This window comes from Citrobacter meridianamericanus (genome assembly GCF_041320245.1).
Lineage (GTDB): Bacteria > Pseudomonadota > Gammaproteobacteria > Enterobacterales > Enterobacteriaceae > Citrobacter > Citrobacter meridianamericanus.
The window spans coordinates 1,798,872-1,818,823 of record NZ_CP101036.1; the positions used below are offsets into that span (position 1 = coordinate 1,798,872).

The 19,952-nt window shown below is 53.5% G+C and carries 18 protein-coding genes; 16 read left to right on the forward strand and 2 right to left on the reverse strand.

All coding sequences use genetic code 11. The features are described from left to right. The first annotated feature begins 431 nt into the window (after positions 1–431). The 14 genes from lrhA to nuoN all read left to right on the forward strand — a co-directional run bounded on the left by lrhA (position 432) and on the right by nuoN (position 16,955). Positions 432–1,370, forward strand: coding sequence for a transcriptional regulator LrhA (lrhA, locus tag NMD08_RS08575; RefSeq protein ID WP_151219927.1), 939 nt, complete (start codon positions 432–434; stop codon positions 1,368–1,370). Positions 1,371–1,996: 626 nt separating this feature from the next. Next, the gene (nuoA, locus tag NMD08_RS08580; protein ID WP_003028077.1) at positions 1,997–2,440 is read left to right on the forward strand and encodes an NADH-quinone oxidoreductase subunit NuoA; all 444 of its coding nucleotides are present in this window, start codon (positions 1,997–1,999) and stop codon (positions 2,438–2,440) included. Between the two features lie 15 nt (positions 2,441–2,455). Next, positions 2,456–3,118 (forward strand): NADH-quinone oxidoreductase subunit NuoB, encoded by a 663-nt coding sequence (nuoB, locus tag NMD08_RS08585; protein WP_003028075.1) that lies wholly within the window; start codon positions 2,456–2,458, stop codon positions 3,116–3,118. Positions 3,119–3,203: 85 nt separating this feature from the next. After that, positions 3,204–5,006 (forward strand): NADH-quinone oxidoreductase subunit C/D, encoded by a 1,803-nt coding sequence (nuoC, locus tag NMD08_RS08590; RefSeq protein ID WP_151219925.1) that lies wholly within the window; start codon positions 3,204–3,206, stop codon positions 5,004–5,006. Positions 5,007–5,008: 2 nt separating this feature from the next. Continuing rightward, entirely contained in the window at positions 5,009–5,509 is a 501-nt protein-coding gene (nuoE, locus tag NMD08_RS08595; RefSeq protein ID WP_003028069.1) for an NADH-quinone oxidoreductase subunit NuoE, read from the forward strand. Next, complete coding sequence (gene nuoF / locus NMD08_RS08600; RefSeq protein ID WP_187253461.1) at positions 5,506–6,843, forward strand: NADH-quinone oxidoreductase subunit NuoF; 1,338 nt, start codon at positions 5,506–5,508, stop codon at positions 6,841–6,843. The genes nuoE and nuoF overlap by 4 nt, the downstream gene beginning before the upstream one ends. 81 nt (positions 6,844–6,924) lie before the next feature. Then, complete coding sequence (gene nuoG / locus NMD08_RS08605; RefSeq protein ID WP_370619968.1) at positions 6,925–9,651, forward strand: NADH-quinone oxidoreductase subunit NuoG; 2,727 nt, start codon at positions 6,925–6,927, stop codon at positions 9,649–9,651. Beyond that, a complete protein-coding gene (nuoH, locus tag NMD08_RS08610) occupies positions 9,648–10,625 on the forward strand; it encodes an NADH-quinone oxidoreductase subunit NuoH (protein ID WP_003028063.1) in 978 nt (325 codons plus the stop codon). Before nuoG ends, nuoH begins: the two co-directional genes overlap by 4 nt. A gap of 14 nt (positions 10,626–10,639) precedes the next feature. Further along, positions 10,640–11,182 carry an NADH-quinone oxidoreductase subunit NuoI gene (nuoI, locus tag NMD08_RS08615; protein ID WP_003028062.1) on the forward strand — a complete coding sequence of 181 codons (543 nt, stop codon included), beginning with the start codon at positions 10,640–10,642 and terminating at the stop codon, positions 11,180–11,182. Between the two features lie 11 nt (positions 11,183–11,193). Continuing rightward, positions 11,194–11,748 (forward strand): NADH-quinone oxidoreductase subunit J, encoded by a 555-nt coding sequence (nuoJ, locus tag NMD08_RS08620; protein ID WP_003028059.1) that lies wholly within the window; start codon positions 11,194–11,196, stop codon positions 11,746–11,748. After that, on the forward strand, positions 11,745–12,047 hold the full coding sequence (gene nuoK / locus NMD08_RS08625) for an NADH-quinone oxidoreductase subunit NuoK (protein ID WP_000612644.1): 303 nt from the start codon (positions 11,745–11,747) through the stop codon (positions 12,045–12,047). Before nuoJ ends, nuoK begins: the two co-directional genes overlap by 4 nt. Next, entirely contained in the window at positions 12,044–13,885 is a 1,842-nt protein-coding gene (nuoL, locus tag NMD08_RS08630; protein WP_210904534.1) for an NADH-quinone oxidoreductase subunit L, read from the forward strand. Before nuoK ends, nuoL begins: the two co-directional genes overlap by 4 nt. 76 nt (positions 13,886–13,961) lie before the next feature. Beyond that, positions 13,962–15,491, forward strand: a complete 1,530-nt coding sequence (gene nuoM / locus NMD08_RS08635) for an NADH-quinone oxidoreductase subunit M (RefSeq protein ID WP_003027692.1) — start codon at positions 13,962–13,964, stop codon at positions 15,489–15,491. 6 nt (positions 15,492–15,497) lie between these two features. After that, entirely contained in the window at positions 15,498–16,955 is a 1,458-nt protein-coding gene (nuoN, locus tag NMD08_RS08640; RefSeq protein WP_048211072.1) for an NADH-quinone oxidoreductase subunit NuoN, read from the forward strand. 59 nt (positions 16,956–17,014) lie between these two features. Here the strand turns inward: nuoN and NMD08_RS08645 are convergent, their stop codons facing one another. Continuing rightward, complete coding sequence (locus NMD08_RS08645) at positions 17,015–18,019, reverse strand: chemotaxis protein (protein WP_278237779.1); 1,005 nt, start codon at positions 18,017–18,019, stop codon at positions 17,015–17,017. 64 nt (positions 18,020–18,083) lie between these two features. After that, positions 18,084–19,001, reverse strand: a complete 918-nt coding sequence (gene rbn, locus NMD08_RS08650; RefSeq protein WP_370619971.1) for a ribonuclease BN — start codon at positions 18,999–19,001, stop codon at positions 18,084–18,086. A gap of 67 nt (positions 19,002–19,068) precedes the next feature. Between rbn and NMD08_RS08655 the strand changes: the two genes are divergently transcribed. Further along, entirely contained in the window at positions 19,069–19,530 is a 462-nt protein-coding gene (locus NMD08_RS08655) for a GNAT family N-acetyltransferase (RefSeq protein ID WP_187253459.1), read from the forward strand. 63 nt (positions 19,531–19,593) lie between these two features. Then, positions 19,594–19,899 (forward strand): stress response protein ElaB, encoded by a 306-nt coding sequence (gene elaB, locus NMD08_RS08660; protein WP_003027683.1) that lies wholly within the window; start codon positions 19,594–19,596, stop codon positions 19,897–19,899. Positions 19,900–19,952 lie beyond the last annotated feature (53 nt).

Consider the following 19,952-nt stretch of genomic DNA (forward strand, 5'->3'; position numbering starts at 1 on the left):
TATTCGCGATAACACTTATAAATATAGTGGTTTTAGGTTAAGATAACTCCCATCAAATGGTGTGTAGTAAGATTTTTAAGATAATTCAAATGTTTGTTGGTTGTTTCTAACATACTGAAAAATTTGTTTTTAATGTGTAAATTATTGTTCGTTAACCATTTTTTATATTTACAAAATTTACATGTTTCCCATTAGCCTGAATCATCCGGCAGCTAAAAATACGATTCTTTCTCGTTGCTATATTCCGAATGAATATCACGGGTATTAAAATAGCTCAGAAAGAGCATTGTTTCGTTTGTTTAACCAAATACATCCTTATTTTCACTTGGTTACACTAAGCGAAACCGCAAGGGAGGCACATTACAAATGGAGTTGTTTGATTCTAAATGCACAGCATTAACCCGGTATGACCCGCGAGTAAGTGAAAAACTATGATAAATGCAAATCGTCCGATCATTAACCTCGACCTCGATCTGCTGAGAACCTTTGTTGCTGTTGCCGATCTGAATACCTTCGCGGCTGCGGCAGCTGCGGTATGTCGAACTCAGTCTGCGGTGAGTCAGCAAATGCAGCGTCTTGAACAGCTCGTGGGGAAAGAGTTGTTCGCGCGCCATGGACGCAACAAATTGCTGACTGAACATGGTATCCAGCTATTGGGTTACGCCAGAAAAATACTGCGTTTTAATGATGAGGCATGCTCATCATTAATGTTTAACAATCTTCAGGGAGTGTTAACTATCGGTGCTTCTGATGAATCCGCCGATACCATACTGCCTTTTCTGCTTAACCGTATAAGTTCGGTTTATCCGAAGCTTGCGCTTGATGTGAGAGTCAAACGTAACGCTTATATGGTGGATATGCTGAAGTCGCAGGAAGTGGACCTGGTGGTGACCACCAATCGTCCAGGAGATTTTGAGTGCCTGAATCTACGCACCTCCCCGACGCACTGGTACTGCGCAGCTGAATATATCCTGCAAAAAGGTGAGCCGGTACCGTTGGTTCTGCTTGACGATCCGAGCCCGTTTCGCGATATCGTGTTGGCAACATTGAATGCTGCGCAGATCCCGTGGCGTTTGGCTTATGTTGCTTCTACGTTGCCTGCAGTTCGTGCGGCGGTAAAAGCAGGGCTCGGTGTTACTGCGCGGCCTGTTGAAATGATGAGTCCGGATCTACGTGTACTGGGTGTAGCGGACGGATTACCGCCATTGCCTGACACTGAGTATCTGTTATGCAGCGACCCGAGCGTGCAAAATGAGTTAGCAGACGTTATTTTTAAATCGATGCAAACATATCAAAACCCTTGGCAATACAATCAGTTTACCCCTGAAGGGGGAGATGACTCGATGATTGTTGAAGGCGACTTTGAGTAATGCGTCACAAAAAAACAGTTTAAAATGTAAGTGTGAAAAAGAGCCACTGATGATGAAAAAACATCCAGTGGCTCTTTTTATATGCAAATATTGCCGATTTATGTCATTTGCTATACTAAAACTTAACAAAATCAGCGAGTAAAAAAACAGTCTGATGGGAGGGTGAAAAATAAACAACCGCGTTACTAATTGTTTCTATGTTAAAAAACTAGAGAAATTGTTGCTGTTTTTTATGGTGAATTAACAAAAGCGTGTCACAGATCAAGAAAATACTCCCATTTAGGGGGAGGCATCTGTGTGAATTCCTGTCAAAATAGACGGGTATCATTTTTTTACTTCACTACGGACACGATTCAACAACATTAAAAATGACCGATGATACGATCGAAATGGGTCTAAAGAGCACTTTATGTTAATGAAGTTGGAGTAGTGTAAAATAATGTGAGGAAACTTTTGTTAAAGTTGACAAAAGGTTATAGAAAGGAGTAAAAAACCCTATCAATTAGCTGTCTAGAATGATTTTTCACAGTGATTGTAAGGTTTTTTTTATTCCTCCCCATGAATCGATGTGGCGTTCATCTGCCGAAAAGAGCAGAGAATTTGGCGCTACTTTTGATGAGTAAGCAATGAGTATGTCAACATCCACTGAAATCATCGCTCATCACTGGGCATTCGCTATCTTTCTTATTGTTGCCATTGGCCTGTGCTGCCTGATGCTCGTCGGCGGCTGGTTTTTAGGTGGTCGCGCGCGCGCGAGATCTAAAAACGTGCCGTTTGAATCAGGTATCGACTCGGTCGGCACCGCCCGCTTGCGCCTGTCTGCCAAGTTTTATCTGGTAGCCATGTTCTTCGTTATCTTCGACGTTGAAGCGCTGTATCTGTTCGCATGGTCAACTTCTATCCGTGAAAGCGGTTGGATTGGCTTTGTGGAAGCTGCAATTTTTATTTTTGTGTTACTGGCAGGTCTGGTTTATCTGGTGCGTATTGGCGCGCTGGACTGGACGCCCGCGCGTTCACGCCGCGAGCGTATGAACCCGGAAACGAACAGTATCGCTAATCGTCAACGCTAACCGCGAGGCATTAAGATGGATTATACGCTCACCCGCATAGATCCTAACGGTGAGAACGACCGTTACCCCCTGCAAAAACAGGAGATCGTAACCGACCCCCTGGAGCAGGAAGTTAACAAAAACGTGTTCATGGGCAAGCTGCATGACATGGTTAACTGGGGCCGTAAAAACTCAATTTGGCCATATAACTTTGGCCTTTCCTGCTGCTACGTTGAGATGGTGACCTCGTTTACCGCCGTGCACGATGTGGCCCGTTTTGGTGCTGAAGTTTTGCGTGCATCGCCGCGTCAGGCTGACCTGATGGTCGTAGCCGGAACCTGCTTTACCAAAATGGCGCCAGTAATTCAGCGTCTCTATGATCAGATGCTGGAACCTAAATGGGTTATTTCCATGGGCGCCTGCGCTAACTCTGGCGGTATGTACGACATCTATTCTGTGGTGCAGGGCGTTGATAAATTCATTCCGGTCGATGTGTACATCCCGGGATGCCCGCCGCGCCCGGAAGCGTATATGCAGGCTCTGATGCTGTTGCAAGATTCCATTGGCAAAGAACGCCGCCCGCTCTCTTGGGTGGTTGGCGATCAGGGCGTTTATCGCGCCAATATGCAGTCAGAACGCGAGCGTAAACGCGGCGAACGTATTGCTGTAACGAATCTTCGTACACCAGACGAGATTTAATTTGCGCCTGTCGGCAGCAGCACTTCCTTCGCTTACCACTACATAAATAGCGCGAAGCACTGCCGACCACCACGGACCATTTGCAATGGTGAACAATATGACCGACTTAACCGCGCAAGACGCCGTATGGCAAACACGGGATCACCTTGATGACCCGGTCATTGGCGAACTGCGCAACCGTTTTGGGCCGGATGCCTTTACCGTTCAGGCGACTCGCACCGGGGTACCCGTTGTTTGGGTCAAGCGTGAACAATTACTGGAAGTTGGCGATTTCTTAAAGAGACTGCCGAAACCTTACGTCATGCTGTTTGACTTACACGGCATGGACGAACGTCTGCGTACGCACCGCGAAGGGTTACCCGCCGCGGATTTTTCTGTTTTCTATCACCTGATCTCCATTGAACGCAATCGCGATATCATGCTCAAGGTGGCTTTGTCTGAAAACGATCTGCGCGTACCGACTTTCACCAAACTATTTCCGAATGCCAACTGGTATGAGCGTGAAACCTGGGAAATGTTTGGCATCGACATCGAAGGTCACCCGCACCTGACGCGTCTGCTGATGCCACATACCTGGGAAGGTCATCCGCTGCGTAAAGACTACCCGGCGCGTGCGACCGAATTCGATCCGTTTGAGCTGACTAAAGCCAAACAGGATCTGGAAATGGAAGCGCTGACCTTCAAACCAGAAGACTGGGGCATGAAGCGTAGCACCGAAAACGAGGACTTCATGTTCCTCAACCTCGGTCCTAACCACCCGTCTTCTCACGGTGCGTTCCGTATTGTGCTGCAGCTTGATGGCGAAGAAATCGTCGACTGCGTACCTGACATCGGCTACCACCACCGTGGTGCTGAAAAGATGGGCGAACGTCAGTCCTGGCACAGTTACATCCCGTACACCGACCGTATTGAGTACCTCGGCGGCTGCGTTAACGAAATGCCGTACGTGCTGGCGGTTGAGAAACTGGCGGGCATTACCGTACCGGATCGCGTGAACGTGATTCGCGTTATGCTTTCCGAACTGTTCCGCATAAACAGCCACCTGCTGTACATCTCCACGTTCATTCAGGACGTCGGCGCAATGACTCCGGTATTCTTCGCCTTTACCGACCGTCAGAAAATCTACGACGTAGTGGAAGCGATCACCGGTTTCCGTATGCACCCAGCCTGGTTCCGTATCGGTGGCGTAGCACACGATCTGCCGCGCGGGTGGGACAAACTGCTGCGTGACTTCCTCGACTGGATGCCAAAACGTCTGGATTCTTACGAGAAAGCCGCACTGCGCAACACCATCCTGAAAGGCCGTTCTCAGGGTGTTGCCGCATACGGTAAAAAAGAAGCGCTGGACTGGGGTTGTACCGGTGCTGCGCTGCGTGCGACTGGTATTGATTTCGACGTGCGTAAATCACGTCCGTACTCTGGTTATGAGAACTTTGACTTTGAAGTTCCGGTTGGCGGCGGCGTGTCCGACTGCTATACCCGCGTGATGCTGAAAGTTGAAGAGCTCCGCCAGAGTCTGCGCATCCTTGAGCAGTGCCTCAACAACATGCCGGAAGGCCCGTTTAAAGCGGATCATCCGCTGACCACGCCGCCGCCGAAAGAGCGCACGCTGCAACATATCGAAACCCTGATCACCCACTTCCTGCAGGTTTCGTGGGGACCGGTTATGCCGGCAAACGAGTCCTTCCAGATGGTGGAAGCGACCAAGGGTATCAACAGTTACTACCTGACCAGCGATGGCAGCACCATGAGTTATCGTACCCGTATCCGTACCCCGAGCTATGCGCACCTGCAGCAGATCCCGGTAGCGGTACGTGGCAGCCTGGTGTCCGACCTGATCGTCCATCTGGGTAGTATCGATTTTGTTATGTCAGATGTGGACCGCTAATTATGCACGAGAATCAACAACCACAAACCGAGGCTTTTGAGCTGAGTGCGGCTGAGCGTGAAGCGATTGAGCACGAGAAGCACCACTACGAAGACCCGCGTGCGGCGTCCATTGAAGCGCTGAAAATCGTTCAGAAGCAGCGTGGCTGGGTGCCGGATGGGGCGATCTATGCGATCGCTGATGTGCTGGGTATCCCGGCCAGCGACGTAGAAGGTGTTGCCACGTTCTACAGCCAGATCTTCCGCCAGCCGGTCGGTCGCCACGTGATCCGCTATTGCGACAGCGTCGTGTGCCATATCAATGGTTACCAGGGGATCCAGGCTGCGCTTGAGAAAAAACTCAACATCAAGCCGGGGCAGACGACCTTTGACGGTCGTTTTACGTTGCTGCCAACCTGTTGCCTGGGGAACTGCGACAAGGGGCCGAACATGATGATCGATGAAGATACTCATGCTCACCTGACCCCGGAAGGCATTCCCGAACTGCTGGAGCGGTATAAATGAAAAACATTATCCGTACTCCCGAAACGCATCCGCTGACCTGGCGTCTGCGTGATGACAAACAGCCGGTATGGCTGGACGAATACCGTAGCAAAAATGGCTACGAAGGTGCGCGTAAGGCCCTGACCGGACTGTCACCGGATGAAATCGTTAATCAGGTAAAAGACGCTGGCCTGAAAGGGCGTGGCGGCGCGGGCTTTTCCACCGGTCTTAAGTGGAGCCTGATGCCGAAAGACGAATCCATGAACATCCGTTACCTGCTGTGTAACGCCGATGAAATGGAGCCGGGCACCTATAAAGACCGCCTGTTGATGGAACAGCTACCGCACTTGCTGGTGGAAGGCATGCTGATCTCCGCGTTTGCGCTGAAAGCGTACCGCGGTTACATCTTCCTGCGCGGGGAATATATCGAAGCGGCCGTGCATCTGCGCCGCGCGATTGCTGAAGCGACCGAAGCCGGTCTGCTTGGCAAAAACATTATGGGCACTGGCTTCGATTTCGAACTGTTTGTGCACACCGGGGCAGGTCGTTACATCTGTGGTGAAGAAACCGCGCTGATTAACTCCCTCGAAGGTCGTCGTGCTAACCCGCGTTCCAAGCCGCCGTTCCCGGCAAGCTCTGGTGCATGGGGTAAACCGACCTGCGTTAACAACGTCGAAACCCTGTGTAACGTACCGGCTATCCTCGCAAACGGCGTGGAGTGGTACCAGAACATTTCGAAGAGCAAAGATGCTGGCACCAAGCTGATGGGCTTCTCTGGTCGCGTGAAGAATCCGGGACTGTGGGAGCTGCCGTTCGGCACTACCGCGCGTGAGATCCTCGAAGATTACGCGGGCGGTATGCGCGATGGCCTGAAGTTCAAAGCCTGGCAGCCTGGCGGTGCGGGGACTGACTTCCTGACTGAAGCACACCTCGACCTGCCGATGGAATTCGAAAGCATCGGTAAAGCGGGTAGCCGTCTGGGTACTGCGCTGGCGATGGCCGTCGACCACGAGATTGGTATGGTTGGGCTGGTGCGTAACCTGGAAGAGTTCTTTGCCCGCGAGTCCTGTGGCTGGTGTACGCCGTGCCGTGATGGTCTGCCGTGGAGTGTGAAAATTCTGCGCGCACTGGAGCGTGGCGAAGGCCAGCCTGGGGATATCGAGACACTTGAGCAACTGTGTCGTTTCCTCGGCCCGGGTAAAACCTTCTGTGCACACGCACCGGGGGCGGTGGAACCGCTACAGAGCGCCATTAAATATTTCCGCGAAGAATTCGAAGCTGGCATCAAGCAGACCTTCAGCAATACCCACGCTATTGGTGGTATTCAGCCGAACCTGCTGAAAGAGCGCTGGTGATTACAGGCTTACCCCTGCATCGCGATAAGTAATTCGATTAACGCTTAGTCTCTGACTAAGCCAACTGGAAGCATGCTGACTATGGCTACGATTCATGTAGACGGCAAAGAATATGAGGTCAACGGAGCGGACAACCTGCTGGAAGCTTGTCTGTCTCTTGGCCTTGATATTCCGTACTTTTGCTGGCACCCGGCGCTGGGAAGCGTCGGTGCTTGCCGCCAGTGTGCGGTGAAGCAATATCAGAACGCGGAAGATACGCGTGGTCGCCTGGTGATGTCTTGTATGACACCTGCCACCGAAGGCACCTTTATTTCAATTGATGACGAAGAAGCGAAGCAGTTTCGCGAAAGCGTCGTCGAGTGGTTGATGACCAACCACCCGCACGACTGCCCGGTCTGCGAAGAGGGCGGTAATTGCCACCTTCAGGATATGACCGTCATGACTGGTCATAGCTTCCGTCGTTACCGCTTCACGAAGCGTACACACCGCAACCAGGATTTGGGGCCGTTCATCTCTCACGAAATGAACCGCTGCATCGCCTGCTATCGCTGCGTGCGTTACTACAAAGATTATGCTGATGGTACGGATCTGGGCGTGTATGGCGCACATGACAACGTCTACTTTGGTCGTCCGGAAGACGGTACGCTTGAAAGCGAATTCTCCGGTAACCTGGTAGAAATTTGCCCGACCGGCGTGTTTACCGACAAAACGCACTCCGAGCGTTATAACCGTAAATGGGATATGCAGTTTGCGCCGAGCATCTGCCAGCAGTGTTCCATTGGTTGTAACACCAGCCCGGGTGAGCGTTATGGCGAACTGCGCCGTATCGAAAACCGCTACAACGGTACCGTTAACCACTACTTCCTCTGTGACCGTGGTCGTTTCGGTTATGGTTACGTGAACCTGAAAGACCGTCCGCGTCAGCCAGTACAGCGCCGTGGCGATGACCTGATCACCCTCAACGCAGAACAGGCGATGCAGGGCGCGGCTGACATTCTGCGTCAGTCGAAGAAAGTAATCGGTATCGGCTCTCCGCGCGCCAGTGTTGAGAGTAACTTCGCGCTGCGTGAGCTGGTCGGTGCGGATAACTTCTATACCGGTATTGCTCAGGGTGAGCTGGAGCGTCTGCAACTGGCACTGAGCGTGCTGCGTGACGGCGGCATTCATACGCCGGCACTGCGCGAAATCGAGTCTTACGATGCAGTCCTGGTGCTGGGTGAAGATGTGACCCAGACTGGTGCGCGCGTTGCGCTGGCGGTGCGTCAGGCGGTGAAAGGGAAAGCTCGCGAAATGGCGGCGGCACAAAAAGTGGCTGACTGGCAGATCGCGGCCATCCTTAACATCGGCCAGCGCGCCAAGCACCCGCTGTTCGTTACCAACGTCGATAACACCCGTCTGGATGACATCGCGGCATGGACCTACCGTGCGCCGGTTGAAGATCAGGCGCGTTTAGGTTTCGCTATCGCCCACGCGCTGGATAACCACGCTCCGGCGGTTGACGGTATCGACCGTGACCTGCAGAACAAAATTGACGTTATCGTTCAGGCATTGGCCGGGGCGAAGAAACCACTGATTATTTCCGGTACCAACGCAGGTAGCGCCGAAGTGATTCAGGCTGCAGCCAACGTGGCGAAGGCGCTGAAAGGCCGTGGCGCAGACGTCGGCATCACCATGATTGCTCGCTCGGTTAACAGCATGGGCCTCGGCATGATGGGGGGTGGTTCTCTTGACGATGCGCTGACCGAGCTGGAAACAGGTCGCGCTGACGCCGTTGTGGTGCTGGAAAATGACCTGCATCGCCATGCTTCAGCCGCCCGCGTTGATGCCGCGCTGGCGAAAGCGCCGCTGGTACTGGTTGTTGACCATCAGCGCACCGCGATTATGGAAAACGCCCATCTGGTGCTTTCCGCCGCAAGCTTCGCCGAAAGCGATGGTACGGTGATTAACAACGAAGGCCGCGCCCAGCGCTTCTTCCAGGTTTATGACCCATCCTACTACGACAGCAACACCGTAATGCTGGAAAGCTGGCGCTGGCTGCACTCGCTGCACAGCACCGTGCAGAGCCGTGAAGTGGACTGGACGCAGCTCGACCACGTTATCGACGCGGTCGTTGAGAAGTTGCCGCAACTGGCGGGTATTAAAGATGCCGCACCGGACGCAAGCTTCCGTATCCGTGGACAGAAACTGGCGCGTGAACCGCACCGCTACAGTGGGCGTACCGCAATGCGCGCTAACATCAGCGTACACGAACCGCGTCAGCCGCAGGACAAAGACACCATGTTCGCTTTCTCTATGGAAGGGAACAACCAGCCGTCTGCGCCGCGTTCACAAATTCCGTTTGCCTGGGCTCCAGGCTGGAACTCCCCACAGGCGTGGAACAAGTTCCAGGATGAAGTGGGCGGTAAACTGCGCCATGGCGATCCGGGTGTGCGTCTGATCGAAGCTTCCGCGGGGAGTATGGATTATTTCACGACCGTTCCGGCGAGCTTCCAGGCTCAGGAAGGTCAGTGGCGTATCGCGCCTTACTATCACCTGTTTGGTAGTGACGAAATGTCCCAGCGTGCGCCGGTCTTCCAGACCCGTATGCCGCAGCCGTACATTAAACTCAACCCGGCAGATGCCGCGAAGTTAGGTGTCAATGCCGGTACGCGCGTTTCTTTCAGCTACGATGGCATTACGGTCACGCTGCCGGTTGACATCGCTGAAGGATTAACGGCAGGGCAGGTTGGTTTGCCGATGGGTATGCCGGGCATCGCACCAGTTCTGGCAGGTGCGCGTCTTGAGGATCTGCAGGAGGCACAACAATGAGTTGGATTACACCCGATCTGATTGAGATCCTGCTGAGCATTCTCAAAGCTGTGGTGATCCTGCTGGTGGTGGTCACCTGCGGGGCATTCATGAGCTTTGGCGAACGTCGTCTGCTGGGTCTGTTCCAGAACCGTTACGGACCGAACCGTGTTGGCTGGGGTGGTTCGCTCCAGCTGGTTGCGGACATGATCAAGATGTTCTTTAAAGAAGACTGGATCCCGAAATTCTCGGATCGCGTCATCTTTACCCTGGCTCCGATGATCGCCTTCACTTCGCTGCTGCTGGCCTTCGCCATTGTGCCGGTGAGTCCGAACTGGGTGGTTGCCGACCTGAACATCGGGATCCTGTTCTTCCTGATGATGGCAGGCCTCGCGGTATACGCGGTGCTGTTCGCCGGCTGGTCGAGCAACAACAAATACTCGCTGCTCGGTGCGATGCGTGCGTCTGCGCAGACGCTGAGCTACGAAGTGTTTCTCGGACTTTCCCTGATGGGCGTGGTGGCACAGGCCGGTTCATTTAACATGACCGACATTGTCAACAACCAGGCTGATATCTGGAACGTAATTCCGCAGTTCTTTGGTTTTGTCACCTTTGCCATCGCGGGTGTGGCGGTGTGTCACCGTCACCCGTTTGACCAGCCAGAAGCCGAGCAGGAACTGGCAGATGGTTACCACATTGAATATTCCGGTATGAAATTCGGTCTGTTCTTCGTGGGTGAGTACATCGGTATTGTCACCATTTCTGCGTTGATGGTTACCCTGTTCTTCGGTGGCTGGCATGGCCCGTTCTTACCGCCATTCGTCTGGTTCGCGCTGAAAACCGCGTTCTTCATGATGATGTTCATTTTGATTCGTGCGTCGTTACCGCGTCCTCGTTATGACCAGGTAATGTCCTTCGGCTGGAAAGTTTGTCTGCCGCTGACGCTCGTCAACTTGCTGGTAACGGCGGCTGTCATTCTCTGGCAGGCGCAATAAGGGACACAAAGACCATGACCTTAAAAGAATTGTTCGTAGGTTTCGGCACCCAGGTACGCAGTATCTGGATGATCGGCCTGCATGCGTTCGCGAAACGCGAAACGCAGATGTACCCGGAAGAGCCGGTCTATCTACCGCCCCGTTTCCGTGGCCGTATCGTTCTGACCCGTGACCCAGACGGTGAAGAGCGTTGCGTTGCCTGTAACCTGTGTGCGGTAGCGTGTCCGGTAGGCTGTATTTCTTTGCAAAAAGCAGAGACCAAAGATGGCCGCTGGTATCCGGAGTTTTTCCGCATTAACTTCTCACGCTGCATATTCTGCGGCCTGTGTGAAGAAGCCTGTCCGACAACGGCTATTCAGCTGACTCCAGATTTCGAGCTGGGTGAGTACAAGCGCCAGGACCTGGTTTACGAGAAAGAGGATCTGCTGATCTCCGGTCCGGGCAAATACCCGGAATATAACTTCTACCGGATGGCAGGTATGGCAATCGACGGCAAAGATAAGGGCGAAGCTGAGAACGAAGCCAAGCCTATCGACGTCAAGAGCCTGTTACCGTAAGGAGAGGGGCAATGGAGTTCGCTTTTTATATCTGTGGCCTGATAGCCATTCTCGCAACCTTGCGGGTGATCACCCACACCAATCCGGTACACGCACTGCTGTATCTGATTATTTCGCTGCTGGCGATTTCTGGGGTGTTCTTCTCGTTAGGCGCTTACTTCGCGGGTGCGTTGGAAATTATCGTCTACGCGGGCGCCATCATGGTGCTGTTCGTATTCGTGGTAATGATGCTCAACCTCGGTGGTTCTGAAATTGAACAGGAACGCCAGTGGCTGAAACCTCAAGTGTGGATTGGACCAGCGATTCTGTCGGCCATCATGCTGGTGGTCATTGTTTACGCCATTCTGGGCGTTAACGATCAGGGCATCGACGGGACGCCAATTAGCGCGAAGGCAGTCGGGATTTCCCTGTTCGGACCGTATGTACTGGCGGTCGAACTGGCTTCGATGCTGCTGCTGGCGGGTCTGGTTGTGGCCTTCCACGTGGGGCGCGAAGAGCGTTCAGGTGAAGTGCTGAGCAATCGCACCGATGACCGCGCGAAAAGAAAAACGGAGGAGCACGCATGATCCCCTTACAACATGGACTGATCCTCGCTGCGATTTTATTCGTCCTGGGTTTGACCGGTCTGGTTATCCGCCGCAATCTGCTGTTTATGCTGATCGGGTTGGAAATCATGATTAACGCCTCCGCGCTGGCCTTTGTGGTCGCCGGAAGCTACTGGGGCCAGACCGATGGTCAGGTGATGTACATTCTCGCCATCAGCCTTGCGGCTGCGGAAGCGAGCATTGGACTTGCGCTGTTGCTGCAACTTCATCGCCGTCGCCAGAACCTGAACATTGATTCAGTAAGTGAGATGCGTGGATGAACATGCTTGCCTTAACCATTATTCTGCCATTTATTGGCTTTGTATTACTGGCGTTCTCTCGCGGTCGTTGGTCAGAAAATCTCTCCGCGACTGTGGGCGTTGGGTCGATTGGCCTGGCGGCGCTGGTCACTGCGTTTGTTGGCGTTGATTTCTTTGCTAATGGCCAGCAGGTCTACAGCCAGCCGCTGTGGACGTGGATGTCGGTCGGTGATTTCAACATCGGTTTTAACCTGGTGCTGGACGGTCTGTCGCTGACCATGCTTTCGGTGGTAACCGGCGTCGGCTTCCTGATCCACATGTTCGCCTCCTGGTATATGCGCGGGGAAGAGGGGTACTCCCGTTTCTTCGCCTACACCAACCTGTTTATCGCCAGCATGGTGGTACTGGTACTGGCGGATAACCTGCTGCTGATGTACCTGGGCTGGGAAGGTGTGGGCCTGTGCTCTTACTTACTGATCGGTTTCTATTACTCCGATCCGAAGAATGGCGCAGCGGCTATGAAAGCCTTCGTGGTGACCCGTGTCGGTGACGTGTTCCTCGCCTTCGCGCTGTTCATTCTCTACAACGAGCTGGGTACGCTTAACTTCCGCGAGATGGTGGAGCTGGCACCTGCGCACTTTGCAGACGGCAACAACATGCTGATGTGGGCGACCCTGATGCTGCTGGGCGGTGCGGTCGGTAAATCTGCGCAGCTGCCGTTGCAAACATGGCTGGCCGACGCGATGGCGGGTCCAACGCCTGTCTCCGCGCTGATCCACGCCGCAACGATGGTTACCGCTGGTGTCTACCTGATTGCACGTACGCACGGCCTGTTCCTGATGACCCCGGAAATCCTGCATCTGGTGGGGATTATCGGTGCTATCACGCTGGTGCTGGCGGGTTTTGCTGCGCTGGTACAGACCGACATCAAACGCGTTCTCGCTTACTCCACCATGAGCCAGATTGGCTACATGTTCCTGGCGCTTGGGGTTCAGGCATGGGATGCGGCGATTTTCCACCTGATGACGCACGCCTTCTTTAAAGCGCTGCTGTTCCTGGCATCCGGCTCGGTTATTCTGGCCTGCCACCACGAACAGAACATCTTCAAGATGGGCGGCCTGCGTAAGTCTATTCCGCTGGTGTACGCCTGCTTCCTGGTCGGTGGCGCGGCGCTTTCGGCTCTACCGCTGATTACCGCAGGCTTCTTTAGTAAGGATGAGATTCTGGCCGGTGCGATGGCGAACGGTCATATCAATCTGATGGTGGCAGGTCTGGTCGGTGCGTTCATGACCTCTCTGTATACCTTCCGTATGATTTTCATCGTGTTCCACGGAAAAGAACAAATTCACGCTCACGCCGGGAAGGGGATTACCCATCATCTGCCGCTGATTGTGCTGATGATCCTGTCCACCTTCGTTGGCGCGCTGATTGTGCCGCCGCTTCATGGTGTACTGCCTGCGACGACCGAGCTTGAGCATGGGCGCGTTATGACGCTGGAAATTACCTCCGGTATCGTCGCGATTGCGGGCATCCTGATCGCAGCATGGCTGTGGCTGGGTAAACGCACGCTGGTGACGTCGATTGCCAACAGTGCGCCGGGCCGTTTGCTGGGTACCTGGTGGTATAACGCCTGGGGCTTCGACTGGCTGTACGACAAAGTGTTCGTCAAGCCGTTCCTTGGCGTGGCATGGCTGCTGAAACGCGATCCGCTGAACTCAATGATGAACATTCCGGCGATCCTGTCTCGCTTTGCAGGTAAAGGCCTGCTGCTCAGCGAGAACGGCTATCTGCGTTGGTATGTGGCATCAATGAGCATCGGCGCCGTTGTTGTGCTGGCACTGTTGATGGTACTGCGTTGATCGTAAAGTGAATTTTATCCAAATTCGTTGAAAATCAGGCCTCTGTTAGGGGCCTTAAAAAGGAATAAAAATCGCCATGTTACTACCCTGGCTAATATTGATTCCCTTTATCGGTGGCTTCCTGTGCTGGCAGACCGAACGCTTTGGCGTGAAGGTGCCGCGCTGGATCGCGCTGATTACCATGGGACTGACGCTGGCGCTTGGCCTGCAACTGTGGTTGCAGGGCGGCTATTCACTGACGCAATCCGCTGGCATTCCGCAGTGGCAGTCTGAGTTTGTCCTGCCGTGGATCCCACGTTTTGGCATCTCTATTCATCTTGCTATCGACGGTTTGTCGTTGCTGATGGTGGTGCTAACCGGTCTGCTCGGTGTTCTGGCGGTACTTTGCTCCTGGAATGAAATCGAAAAATATCAGGGCTTCTTCCACCTGAACCTGATGTGGATCTTAGGCGGCGTAATCGGCGTATTCCTTGCCATCGACATGTTCCTGTTCTTCTTCTTCTGGGAAATGATGTTGGTGCCGATGTACTTCCTGATCGCGCTGTGGGGGCATAAAGCCTCTGACGGTAAAACGCGTATCACGGCGGCAACCAAGTTCTTCATTTATACCCAGGCGAGTGGTCTGGTGATGTTGATTGCCATCCTGGCGCTGGTGTTTGTGCACTACAAAGCGACTGGCGTGTGGACCTTCAACTATGAAGAGCTGCTGAACACCCCTATGTCCCACGGCGTGGAATATCTGTTGATGCTGGGCTTCTTCATCGCCTTCGCGGTGAAAATGCCGGTAGTTCCGTTGCACGGTTGGTTGCCGGATGCGCACTCCCAGGCACCGACCGCAGGTTCTGTTGACCTGGCGGGGATTCTGCTGAAAACCGCGGCCTACGGTCTGCTGCGCTTCTCTCTGCCGCTGTTCCCGAACGCGTCGGCGGAGTTTGCGCCTATCGCCATGTGGCTGGGCGTTATCGGTATCTTCTACGGCGCGTGGATGGCCTTTAATCAGTACGATATCAAACGTCTGATTGCCTACACTTCCGTATCGCACATGGGCTTCGTGCTGATTGCTATCTACACCGGCAGCCAGCTGGCGTACCAGGGTGCGGTTATTCAGATGATTGCGCACGGTCTGTCCGCAGCCGGCCTGTTCATCCTGTGTGGTCAGCTGTACGAACGTCTGCACACGCGTGATATGCGTATGATGGGCGGCCTGTGGGGCAAAATGAAATGGTTGCCTGCGCTGTCAATGTTCTTCGCAGTGTGTACGCTGGGTATGCCGGGTACAGGTAACTTCGTTGGCGAATTTATGATTCTTTTCGGCAGCTACCAGGTGGTTCCGGTTATTACCGTGATCTCAACCTTTGGTCTGGTGTTTGCCTCCGTTTACTCGCTGGCGATGCTGCATCGCGCTTACTTCGGTAAGGCGAAGAGCCAGATTGCCAGTGTTGAACTGCCAGGGATGTCGCTGCGTGAGCTGTTTATCATCCTGTTGCTGGTCGTGCTTCTGGTACTGCTTGGCTTCTATCCGCAGCCGATTCTGGATACCTCGCATTCTGCGATGAGCAACATCCAGCAGTGGTTTGTTAATTCCGTTACTACTACAAGGCCGTAAATCGCCATGACAATAACTCCACAACACCTGATTGCGCTGCTACCGCTGCTGATCGTCGGCTTGACGGTGGTGGTTGTGATGCTCTCCATTGCGTGGCGACGCAATCACTTCCTCAATGCCACGTTATCGGTCATTGGGCTTAACGCCGCGCTGGTTTCGCTCTGGTTTGTTGGCCAGGCGGGCGCCATGGACGTCACCCCGCTGATGCGGGTTGACGGTTTCGCCATGCTCTACACCGGGTTGGTGCTGTTGGCGAGTCTTGCCACCTGTACCTTCGCTTACCCGTGGCTGGAAGGCTACGACGACAACCGGGAAGAGTTCTACCTGCTGGTACTGATTGCGGCGCTCGGCGGTATTCTGCTGGCTAACGCTAACCATCTGGCGGCGCTGTTCCTTGGTATTGAGCTTATTTCTCTGCCGCTGTTTGGTCTGGTTGGCTATGCGTTCCGTCAGAAACGTTCGCTGGAAGCCAGTATCAAATACACCATTCTGTCTGCCGCAGCCTCTTCCTTCCTGTTGTTCGGTATGGCGCTGGTGTACGCGCAGTCTGGCAATCTGTCGTTTGTCGCGCTCGGTAAGAGCCTCGGCGATGGCATGCTGAGCGAACCGCTGCTGCTGGCGGGCTTCGGTCTGATGATTGTTGGCCTCGGTTTCAAACTTTCGCTGGTTCCGTTCCATCTGTGGACGCCAGACGTCTACCAGGGCGCTCCGGCTCCGGTTTCCACCTTCCTGGCGACGGCGAGCAAAATCGCTATCTTCGGCGTGGTAATGCGTTTGTTCCTGTACGCACCGGTCGGTGATAGCGAAGCGGTACGTATCGTTCTGGGCGTGATTGCCTTTGCTTCCATCATCTTTGGTAACCTGATGGCGCTGAGTCAGACCAATATCAAACGTCTGCTTGGTTACTCTTCTATCTCTCACCTCGGTTATCTGTTAGTGGCGCTGATTGCCCTGCAGAGCGGCGAGATGTCGATGGAAGCCGTTGGCGTTTATCTGGCCGGTTACCTGTTCAGCAGCCTCGGCGCGTTCGGTGTGGTCAGCCTGATGTCCAGCCCGTATCGTGGTCCGGATGCCGATTCTCTGTTCTCCTACCGTGGCCTGTTCTGGCATCGTCCGATCCTCGCAGCAGTGATGACGGTGATGATGCTTTCTCTGGCAGGTATCCCGATGACGCTGGGCTTTATCGGTAAGTTCTACGTACTGGCGGTCGGTGTGCAGGCTAACCTGTGGTGGCTGGTTGCTGCCGTGGTTGTCGGTTCCGCGATTGGTTTGTACTACTACCTGCGCGTTGCCGTAAGCCTGTATCTGAGCGCACCACAGCAGTTGAACCGCGATGCGCCATCCAACTGGCAGTACAGCGCGGGCGGTATTGTGGTGCTGATTTCTGCCCTGCTGGTACTGGTGCTGGGTATCTACCCGCAACCGCTGATCAGCATCGTGCAGTTAGCGGCTCCGCTGATGTAAGGCTACATGCAATAACGAAAAAACCCGCCAAGGCGGGTTTTTTTATGCGTGAAAAATATTTAATTCAAAAGCTGTCTGCTTACCAACGGTCCCTCAAGATTGTGTGCCGCGCGATCCATCACTTCCTGGATTACTGAAGAAAGCTCATTGACTTCGAATTTGGCCACGTAGCCATCGGCTTTCACTCGGCGGACGTGATCTTCATTAGCGCTACCGGAAAGCGAGGAGTGAATAACGACAGGGATCTTCTTCAGGCGTTCGTCGGTTTTTATCTTACGGGTAAGCGTAAAACCATCCATCTCCGGCATTTCCAGATCGGTGAGCACCAGAGCAATTTTCTCGCTAATTGGCTTGCCTTCTGCTTCCGCTTCTTCAGTTAGCTGCTGAATTTTTTCCCACGCATCCTGGCCCGTCACATGCATCAGGTGTGGGATCTCCATGGCGTTAAGCCCTTTCTCCAGCATCGCGCGAGCCACTTTTGAGTCATCTGCCACTATCGCCACCGCACCCGGCGTAATGTGGAACTTATTGGTTTTCAGCTCTGTTGCGCGCAGATCGTGGTTCGATGGTACGATGTCGTACAGGATTTGCTCAACATCGAGTACCAGCGCCAGGTTGTTGGTTTCTTTATTGTCGTCCAGGCAGGCGATACTGGTAATGTAGCGACCATTGACGGCTTTCTCGGCGGTATGCACCTGTTGCCAGTCCAGACGCATGATGTTTTCCACTGACTCCACCGCAAACGCCTGGACGCTACGGGCATATTCCGTGATCAACAGAATGTTGAGTCCGGTCTCTGGCTTACAGCCTGCGACGGCAGGCAGGTCAATCACCGGGATGACCTGATCGCGAATATTAACCATCCCCAAAAGTGGCGCCTTCATGCCTGCCGGACGCGTAAAGGTCGGCATCGGTACGATTTCACGCAGTTTGAATACGTTGATGCCAAACAGCTCTGATTTCTGCTCCTCAACGGATTTGCCAAGGCGAAACAGCAGCAGTTCAAAACGGTTAGACAGGGTTAGGTTTGTCCTGTCATCAATATCTTTCTGGAAATTGTTCATCCTGTCCTCAGTGTGAAAGCCAGCCTTTCCAGTGTTATCGGCACTGAGGCGGAAAAATGGAGCACTAAACGGTGAAAATGGCGAAATCGTGAGCCAGTTCCGTGTCTGGAAAAATCGCTTTGCACTCTTCAAGCAAACGCTGACAGCCTTTTTCATCATAGCGTGAGCTAACGTGGGTCATGATCAGGCGTCCCACTCCGGCTTCCAAAGCCAGCTGTGCGGCTTGTCGGGTCGAGCTGTGCCCACGGCTGTTGGCTTTTTCCTCCATTGAGGCGTCCAGGGTGGTTTCATGCACCATTACATTCACACCTCGCGCCAGGGCAATGGCGGATGCGCAAGGTCCGGTATCGCCGAAAATAGCCACGGATTTTCCTCGGGTTGCCGGGGAGAGGAAATCGGTACCGTTAATTGTGCGACCATCTTCCAGTACGATGGTTTTCCCGGCTTTCAAATCCTGAAACCACGGGCCCGATTTAACGCCTGCCGCCTTCAGGGCGCTGGCATTAAGCGCACCGGGTTTGCCGTGTTCTTCAACACGAAAACCGTAACACTCCAGAGGATGCTCCATGGGATACGCCGTGACTTTACGCAGGCCGTCATCGACAATCTCACCTGCGGTGATTTCCACAATTTCCAGCGGATAATCGGTCCAGGAGCCGCTCAGACGTAAAGCGGTTTCGGTAAACTCCCGCAACCCTTTGGGTCCGTAGAGCGTTAGCGGTTGGACGTTCCCAGCCATTGAACGACTGCACAGCAGCCCCGGTAAACCAAACAAGTGATCGCCGTGCAGATGGCTGATAAAAATACGATCGAGTTTTCCCGGATTAAATGGCGTGGTGAGCATTTGATGCTGCGTACCTTCACCACAATCGAAAAGCCACAGCCCCGCCTGTGTCGGGTGTTGCAGATTCAGTAAAATTGCCGTTACATTGCGTGAGCGCGTGGGGACTCCCGCAGACGTGCCTAAAAATAGTAATTCCATTTTCGCGTTACACTTTTCGCCATCAATAAGGCAGGGTGTTCAGGTTATCACAACAAAGGGGCAGACGATGATTCACTGGCAAGATCTCCACCATGCAAAGCTGAATACACAGCAGTTGTACGCGATTCTCCAGCTTCGCTGTGCGGTGTTTGTTGTTGAGCAACAGTGTCCATACCAGGATGTGGATGGTGATGACCTGATGGGTGAGAATCGGCACATTTTGGGTTGGCATAACGATGAGCTGGTGGCGTATGCGAGGATTCTGAAAAGCGATGACGAGCTGGAGCCGGTGGTGATTGGACGGGTGATTGTAAGCGAAGCGCTGCGTGGTGAAAAACTGGGGCAACAACTGATGACTCAGACGCTGGCATCCTGTACGCAACACTGGCCGCACATGGCGCTGTATCTGGGGGCGCAGGCGCATTTGCAATCTTTCTATGCGCGCTTTGGCTTTGTTCCGGTGACGGATGTCTATGACGAAGACGGTATTCCACACATTGGTATGGCGCGGGAAGCGCATCGCGCGTAAACAGGCGCAAATACGTCTGATTGTCTATAGTTAGCGGGTACGTCAATAGAAAGGGAGAATAAAATGTCTTTTCATTCTTATGAATCACGCATCGATGACGATCTGGAATTATTGAGTGAAACGCTGGAGGAAGTGTTGCGTTCTTCGGGCGATCCAGCCGATCAAAAGTACCTGGAGTTAAAAGCGCGGGCAGAGCGGGCGTTAGAAGAAGTGAGAAATCGCGTCAGCCACGCTTCTGACAGTTACTATTACCGCGCCAAAAAAGCCGTTTGCCGGGCGGATGACTATGTGCACGAAAAGCCCTGGCGCGGAATCGGTGTTGGCGCAACGGTCGGTTTAGTGATGGGATTATTGTTAGCACGGCGATAAATTCCATTCCGTCAGCGCATTTATACGTACTCCCTAACTGGGGGTACTGCTTT